At 69.1% G+C, this 7,976-nt stretch carries 5 protein-coding genes; 2 read left to right on the top strand and 3 right to left on the bottom strand.

Annotated elements, in window-relative coordinates; genetic code table 11:
- Positions 1–436: 436 nt before the first annotated feature.
- Positions 437–1,444: a stage II sporulation protein M gene (locus ACWGI2_RS30870; protein ID WP_453698873.1), complete on the bottom strand. Its 1,008-nt coding sequence runs from the start codon at positions 1,442–1,444 to the stop codon at positions 437–439.
- A gap of 89 nt (positions 1,445–1,533) precedes the next feature.
- Between ACWGI2_RS30870 and ACWGI2_RS30865 the strand changes: the two genes are divergently transcribed.
- Positions 1,534–2,442: an RDD family protein gene (locus tag ACWGI2_RS30865; RefSeq protein ID WP_453698871.1), complete on the top strand. Its 909-nt coding sequence runs from the start codon at positions 1,534–1,536 to the stop codon at positions 2,440–2,442.
- Positions 2,443–2,454: 12 nt separating this feature from the next.
- Here ACWGI2_RS30865 and ACWGI2_RS30860 read toward each other — a convergent pair whose 3' ends face one another.
- Positions 2,455–3,069 (bottom strand): hypothetical protein, encoded by a 615-nt coding sequence (locus ACWGI2_RS30860; RefSeq protein ID WP_453698869.1) that lies wholly within the window; start codon positions 3,067–3,069, stop codon positions 2,455–2,457.
- A 945-nt stretch (positions 3,070–4,014) separates the two neighbouring features.
- The gene (gene ahcY, locus ACWGI2_RS30855) at positions 4,015–5,472 is read right to left on the bottom strand and encodes an adenosylhomocysteinase (protein ID WP_453698867.1); all 1,458 of its coding nucleotides are present in this window, start codon (positions 5,470–5,472) and stop codon (positions 4,015–4,017) included.
- Between the two features lie 384 nt (positions 5,473–5,856).
- On the opposite strand from ahcY, the gene ACWGI2_RS30850 reads away from it, so the two are divergent.
- Positions 5,857–7,920 carry a fructose-specific PTS transporter subunit EIIC gene (locus ACWGI2_RS30850; protein ID WP_453698866.1) on the top strand — a complete coding sequence of 688 codons (2,064 nt, stop codon included), beginning with the start codon at positions 5,857–5,859 and terminating at the stop codon, positions 7,918–7,920.
- Positions 7,921–7,976: the final 56 nt, after the last annotated feature.

The raw sequence follows: 7,976 nt of genomic DNA, 5'->3' as shown, positions 1-7,976 counted from the left end.
ACTTTTGGCACGCTGTTGAGTTCTCAAGGAACGGACGCTTCCTTTGTACTCACCCTCTCGGGCTTTCCTCCGGGCGCTTCCCTTCGGTGTTTCATGTCTTGCTGTTCTTGCGTTTCCGACTCTATCAGACTCTTTCGTGTCCGATTTCCTCGGCGCCTTTCCGGTTCCCGCTCCTGCCTTTCGGCTTTCGCGTTTCCCTTTCCGGCGGTTCCGACTTTATCAGAAGTTTTCGGCCGGTCTTACCAGCCTAGAGGATCCGATTTATCGGGTGCGGCTTCTTGGCTTATGAGATTCAAGAAGCAGGCAGATATTAACTGCCGCCGCTGGACTTGTCCAGCTCTAGGCAACTGTTCGAATCTACCTCCCCAGTCCTTCCGTGTCAACGGTTTTTCTGGGGCGTCGAGGACACTAGCAGGTCAGCAGGGGCGTACGCACATCACGCTGCAGTGGGGACCGTGGCGCTGCGTTCCGTGGGGTCGACGTCGCCTGTGGCTCCGGCTCGTGCCGCTCTGCCGCCCAGGACGTAGACGTACACGAGGAAGGCCAGTTCAGCGGCGATTCCGATGCCGATGCGGGCCCAGGTCGGCAGGCCGGAGGGGGTGACGAAGCCTTCGATGGCGCCGGAGATGAACAGGACCAGGGCCAGGCCCACCGCCATGCCGAGGGCGGCTCTGCCCTCTTCGGCGAGGGCGGTTCGGCGTGAGCGCGGGCCGGGGTCGATGACGGTCCAGCCGAGCCGCAGACCTGTGCCTGCGGCTACGAAGACCGCCGTGAGTTCCAGGAGGCCGTGCGGGAGGACCAGGCCGAGGAAGGTGTCGAGGCGGCCTGCGTCGGACATCAGGCCGATGCCTACGCCCAGGTTCAGCATGTTCTGGAAGAGGATCCAGATGACGGGGAAGCAGAGGAAGGCGCCCAGGACCAGGCACATGGCCGCTGCTTGGGCGTTGTTCGTCCAGACCTGGGCGGCGAACGATGCTGCCGGGTGGCTGGAGTAGTACGTCTCGTACTCGCCGCCGGGGCGGGTGAGCTCGCGCAGTTCGCTGGGGGCCGCGATGGAGGCCTGGACCTCGGGGTGCGTGGCGATCCACCAGCCGATGATGGCCGCGAGGACCGTGGAGAGCAGCGCGGTGGGGACCCACCAGTGACGGGAGCGGTAGACCGCTGCCGGGAAACCGTGGCTCAGGAAGTGCGTGGCGTCGCGCCAGGAAGCTCGGCGGGTGCCTGTCACGGCGCTACGCGCGCGTGCCACGAGGTGGGTGAGGCGGCCGGTGAGCTGCGGGTCCGGGGCGCTGGACTGGATGAGCGAGAGGTGGGTGGCGGTGCGTTGGTAGAGCGCGACGAGTTCGTCGGCCTCGGCTCCGTCGAGGCGGCGCTGGCGGCGCAGCAGGGCATCGAGTCGGTCCCACTCCGCTCGGTGGGCGGACACGAAGACGTCGAGGTCCATCAGGTGGCTGCTCCTCGTACTGCGGCGCGATGCTGCCTCAGCTTGGCAGACTGGCCGTTCCGAGGGCAGGGCAGGGAAGGGCGGCTGGCGTGAGTGAGCTTGTGACGGGCGAGGCGGTGGCGCTCGAGCTGCGCCCGGCGAAGCTGCCGAGTCGTGGGCTCGCCGTACTGATCGACTTGGTGGTGGCCTGGGCGGTCTACCTGGGGGTGACCGTGGCGATCGTGGCCTCTACGTCTTCGTTGGACGACGCGGCGGTTGCGGCGGTCGCCGTCGCCAGCTTCGTGCTGGTCCTGGTGGGTGGGCCGATCGCGGTGGAGACGCTCAGCCATGGGCGGTCGCTGGGCAAGATGGCGTGCGGGCTGCGGGTGGTGCGGGACGACGGGGGGCCGATTCGTTTCCGGCACGCGTTGGTTCGGGGTGCCGTGGGGGTCGTCGAGATTCTGCTGACGTTCGGGGTCGTCGCGTGCATTGCTTCGCTGGTGTCGGCGCGGGGGCGGCGGCTCGGGGATGTGTTCGCGGGGACTCTTGTCGTGCGGGAGCGGGTGCCCGCCGCGCACGCGGCTTTCATTCCTCCGCCGCCGCCTTGGCTGGCGGGGCGGTTCTCCGGGCTCGATCTTTCCGGGGTGCCTGAGGGGCTGTGGCTCGCGATCAGGCAGTACCTGACGCGGATGGGGCAGTTGGATCCGCAGGTGGGCTGGACGATGGCGGAGCGGCTTGCCGGGGATCTCGCGGAACGTACGGGGGCTCCGGCTCCGGAGGGGGTTCCGCCGGCGGCGTACCTGGCCGCGGTCGTGCAGGAGCGGCAGGCGCGGGACGCTCGGCGGGCGTTCGGTGGTGGCGGCGAGGGCGGTGGCGGTTCGGTTCCTGTCGCCGGGGCTGCGTACGCGGCGCCGCCTCCCCCGGCCTCCGTGCGGGAGCCGCGTGATGTGCCGTCGGCCGTGCGGCAGGACGATGCGGAAGCCGCGCCTCCCGGTACCGGGTTCGTGCCGCCCGCGTAGGGCTGGGGTCTCTCAGGCGAACGTCGAGGGTGGGGATTCGAGGTTCTCGAGCTCCATGCCGGGGGCGGAGAGTACGACGTCGCCGGCGATGTGGATGGTGTGCTGCTCGCCGGTGTCCAGGGCTGTGACCTGGTATTCGTCCACGATGAGCGGGCCGTTGTCAGTGGCGTGTGCTTCGCTTTTCAGCAGGGCCCAGGACTGGTCGAGGGTGCGGGGGGCGAGGACCGGGTCGGTGAAGGCGACGAGGCGGACGCGGGTCGCGGGGGAAGCGGGGGCGAGGCGCAGGAGTCGTGTGGTGGCGACGAGGAAAGCGGGGGATGTGCCGGTGAAGGCGTGGGCGGGGGCGTTGTCTTCGGTGGCGTGGGTGCCGGTGGGGTCGGTGCGTACCCACGTGACGCCGTCGATCGCCGCGGCGCGGATCTGCCAGTCCCCCGCGTGAAGTTCGAGGCGGATGGGGCGGCCGAGTTCATCGAGGGCGAGGTCGACGGATCCGGTGGGCTCGCCTGAGGGTGCGGTCCGCTGCGAGACGTAGCGCCAGCCGGAGGGGCCGGGGGCGCAGTGGAAGTGTTCTTCACCGAGGGGGGTGTGATCGTGCGGATCGTGAAGCGAATAGTGGCCGCGGGGCATGGGGCTCGGTCCTTGTAGGGGGCGGATTCTCGTCCGAGGGCCGGGGCAGGCTGTCGGTCGTAGGTGGGCCGGGGCGCGCTGTAGGGAGGGGCTGCTCGGTCGGTCCCGGAGCCCAAGGTAGGCCAGCCATGATGCCGTGACGCTTCGGGGCCGGGGGTACGTGCGGGTGCGAGCCTGCTGGGTCCCGGCCAAGCCAGCGGTGCCGGGTGGGGAGCCAGGGCCGGGTCCGGGGCCAGCAACGTCCGGAACCCGAGGCGGGATGGCCATGCGCGTGGCGCCTCGGGCCCTGGCAGCTACGGGTGCGGGCCTGCTCGGTGCCCTGCCATGCCAGTGGTGCCGGGTGGGCAGCCGGGGGCCAGGTCCCTCAGCCCAAGCCCGAGGCAAGACGGCCATGCACGCAGCGCCTCGGCTCCGGGCACCTACGGGCACGAGCCCGCTCGGCGCCCGGGCCAAGCCAACGGTGCCGGGTGGGGAGTCGGGGCCGGGGTCGGCAGACCAAGCCCCAGCCCCCGCAAGGCGAGACGTCGGCGCGCCCCCGGACCAGAGCCCGAAGCAAGCCCGACCGCGCATGGGGCGCCACAGGCCCCGGAACCCACGGGCGCGAGCCTGCGCAGACTGCGCCGCATCCCTGCCGGATCAGCGGTGTCCGGCGGGTCTAGCTGGGGCCAGTTCCGGCAGCCCGTCCCTGCAGCGAGGCAAGGCTGATGCTGCGGAGCAGAGCCTCGCCGCGCCCCCAGCAAAGCGAGGCCGTTGGTGCAGAGCAGAGCCTGGGGTTGGGGCTCGGCCAGCCAGGGGGCTGGGCTCCTTGAGGGGGGTGGGTTTCTGCGGGTGTGAGGCCGCTTGGGCTCGGTGGCGTTCGTACGCACGGGCGCAGGCCCCCGCCCGGGTGGGCGAGGGCCTGCGGTGAGCGTGGGCCAGGCCGTGATTAGCCGCGGCCGGGGTGGCTCAGTAGCGGTAGTGGTCGGGCTTGTACGGGCCCTCTACCTCTACGCCGATGTACGAGGCCTGCTCCGGGCGCAGCGTGGTGAGCTTGACGCCGAGGGCGTCCAGGTGGAGGCGGGCGACCTTCTCGTCCAGGTGCTTGGGCAGGACGTAGACGTCGGTGGGGTACTCCTCCTGCTTGGTGAACAGCTCGATCTGGGCCAGCGTCTGGTCCGCGAACGAGTTGGACATCACGAAGGAGGGGTGGCCGGTCGCGTTGCCCAGGTTCAGCAGACGGCCCTCGGACAGCACGATGAGGACCTTGCCGTCGGGGAACGTCCAGGTGTGGACCTGCGGCTTGACCTCGTCCTTGACGATCCCGGGGATCTTCGCCAGACCGGCCATGTCGATCTCGTTGTCGAAGTGACCGATGTTCCCCACGATCGCCTGGTGCTTCATCTTGGCCATGTCCGAGGCCATGATGATGTCCTTGTTGCCCGTCGTGGTGACGAAGATGTCGACCTGGTCGACGACGTCGTCCAGCGTCGCGACCTGGTAGCCGTCCATCGCCGCCTGCAGCGCGCAGATCGGGTCGACCTCGGTGATGATCACCCGCGCACCCTGACCGCGCAGCGACTCCGCACAGCCCTTGCCCACATCGCCGTAACCGCACACAAGAGCGGTCTTGCCGCCGATCAGGACATCCGTGGCACGGTTGATCCCGTCGATCAGCGAGTGCCGGCAGCCGTACTTGTTGTCGAACTTCGACTTCGTCACCGCGTCGTTCACATTGATCGCCGGGAACAGCAGCGTGCCGTCACGGTGCATCTCGTACAGACGGTGGACACCCGTCGTGGTCTCCTCCGTCACACCACGGATCTCAGAAGCGAGCTGGGTCCACTTCTGCGAGCCGTCGGTGATCGTGCGGTTGAGGAGCTGCAGGATGACGCGGTGCTCGTCCGACTCGGCGGTGTCCTCGGACGGGACCTTGCCGGCCTTCTCGTACTCGACGCCCTTGTGGACGAGGAGGGTGGCGTCGCCACCGTCGTCCAGGATCATGTTCGGGCCGCCGGTGGGGGTGTTCGGCCAGGTCAGCGCCTGCTCCGTGCACCACCAGTACTCCTCCAGGGTCTCGCCCTTCCAGGCGAAGACCGGGATGCCCTGGGGGTTGTCCGGGGTGCCGTTCGGGCCGACGGCGATGGCCGCGGCCGCGTGGTCCTGGGTCGAGAAGATGTTGCACGAGACCCAGCGGACCTCGGCGCCAAGCGCGACCAGGGTCTCGATGAGGACGGCGGTCTGCACGGTCATGTGCAGCGAGCCCATGATGCGGGCGCCGGCCAGCGGCTGGGTGGCGGCGAATTCCTTGCGGATCGACATCAGGCCGGGCATCTCGTGCTCGGCGAGGGTGATCTCCTTGCGGCCGAACTCGGCCAGGGAGAGATCGGCGACCTTGAAGTCCTTGCCGTTGATGAGAGTCGACATTGGTGAGCTGCTCCTCGTGGGGTTGGTCGAGGGTGGGTGGACATGGCTGACCTGCGACAACGGCACAGAAGAGCACCGGCGCGCAGCAGCGCAGTCCGTCGGAGGCCCTCTCTCCCTCGGCCGGCCCGTGCTGGCACCGCCCGACCGCCATCAGCAGCGACGTCTGGCTCGGTCACAAAGCTACACCGATTGGCCCAGCGAGCCCCAGCCCGCCTCCCCGGGGACCGGGGCGGGCGGGCAGTCGCTTGCGGGGTTGGGGACAGGGCGACCGGCCCGGTCATTCGGGACCTTTGCGCTTTTGAACCTGCGCTCGCGTGTTGCAGGATGCCTTGAGATCGGGAACATTTGCGCGATCTTGTTTGACGAAGGTGTTAGGAGATCCACGTGACCCATCCGGCCGATCCCCCCATAGGCGGGAGCAGCGGCGAGCGGAAGAAGCTCAAGCTGCTCGCCGTGACCGCCTGTCCGACCGGTATCGCCCACACGTACATGGCGGCGGAGAAGCTCTCGCAGGCGGCGGAGAGCCTCGGCATCGACATGAAGGTGGAGACGCAGGGCTCCATCGGGGCCGAGAACGTCCTGACTGACAACGATGTCAGGGACGCCGACGGCATCATCATCGCGGCCGACAAGGACGTCGACCGCGGCCGTTTCGTGGGCAAGCGCGTGCTGTCCGTCGGGGTGTCCGAGGGCATCAGCCGCCCTGAACAGCTGATCGAGCAGGTGCAGAGCGCACCCGTGCACGGCGGAGGCGGTGGCGGCAGGTCCGCCGAAGCGGCCGCCACCGGAGGCGGAGGCGGCAAGGAGCGGAGTCTCGTGTACAAGGCGCTGATGAACGGCGTCTCGTACATGATTCCGTTCGTCGTGGTCGGTGGTCTGCTGATCGCGATCTCGCTCGCGCTCGGCGGCGACGCGACCGCCAAGGGCTATGTGATCCCCGAGGGCACCTTCTGGGCGCACGTCAACGCCATCGGAGTCATCGGCTTCACGCTGATGGTGCCGATCCTCTCCGGCTACATCGCCTATGCGATCGGCGACCGGCCCGCGCTCGTGCCCGGCATGATCGGCGGCTGGATCGCCAACACCGGCGAGCTGTACGACTCCAAGGCGGGCGCCGGTTTCATCGGGGCCATCGTGACCGGCTTCCTCGCCGGTTATCTGGTGCTGTGGATCAAGAAGGTCAAGGTCCCGAAGTTCGCCCAGCCGATCATGCCGATCATCGTGATCCCCATCGTCGCGACGACGGCACTCGGCCTCTTCTTCATCTACGTCATCGGCAAGCCGATCTCGTGGATCTTCGAGCATCTGACCGACTGGCTCAGCGGGATGACCGGGACCAGCGCGATCCTGCTCGGAGCGATTCTCGGGCTGATGATCGCGTTCGACATGGGCGGTCCGGTCAACAAGACCGCCTTCCTGTTCGGTACGGGCCTCATCGCGACCGGCAACCAGACCGTCATGGGCATGTGCGCCGCGGCGATCCCGGTCATGCCGCTCGGTCAGGGCCTGGCCACGCTGATCAGGCGTCGGCTGTACTCCCAGCAGGAGCGCGAGACCGGCATGGCCGCACTGTTCATGGGCCTGTTCGGCATCTCGGAGGGTGCGATCCCCTTCGCGGCAGCCCGGCCGGCGCAGGTCATCCCGGCCAACATGCTCGGCGGTGCCGTCGCCGGTGCGATCGCGGGTCTCGCGAGCGTGAAGGACGCGGTGCCGCACGGCGGACCGATCGTGGCGGTTCTCGGCGCAGTCGGGGGCGTACCGATGTTCTTCCTCGCCATCGCCGTCGGCACCGTGGTCACGGCCGTCACCACGGTCACCCTGGTCGACATCAGCGAGCGCAAGCGGCGCGGGCAGCCGGTGGTCGACGTGCCGGGCGGTCCCGAGCCGGTGCTCGCCGGTGTGGGCGCAGGAGCCGTCGCCACAGGCGGTACTAGCACCCCGCAGAAGGCGCCCGCGCCCGCCCCCGCGGCACCGGCCTCCCCCGAGGAGGACGAGGTCCTCTCCGGCTATCTCACCGAACAGACCGTGAAGGTCCAGCTGGACTCCGCCGACAAGGACTCCGCGATCCGCGAGATGGCGAACCTCCTCGCGTCCACCGGCAAGGTCGACGACGTCGAGGAGCTCGTGCGGACCGCGCTGCGCCGCGAGGCCCAGGGCACCACGGGCCTCGGCGAGGAGATCGCCATCCCGCACGCCAAGACCGACGCGGTGACCTCGCCGGTCGTCGGGTTCGCGCGGTCGGCCGAGGGCATCGAGTGGGGTGCGCTCGACGGTACGAAGGCCAAGCTCATCTTCATGATCTCCGTGCCGGAGGCGGCCGCGGGCGACGAGCACCTGCGGATTCTCGCGCTGCTCTCGCGCAAGCTGATGGACACGGGCTTCCGTGAGCGGTTGGAGGCGGCGCCCGACGAGCGGGCGGTCCTCGAAGTACTGCGCGAGGTCCAGTAGGGCAGCTGCCTGTCCTGTACGCCGATGGGGCCCCGCACCTGCACGGTGCGGGGCCC

The sequence above is a fragment of the Streptomyces sp. NPDC054866 genome, from assembly GCF_053610745.1.
This window is presented reverse-complemented; position numbering and strand designations above follow the sequence as displayed.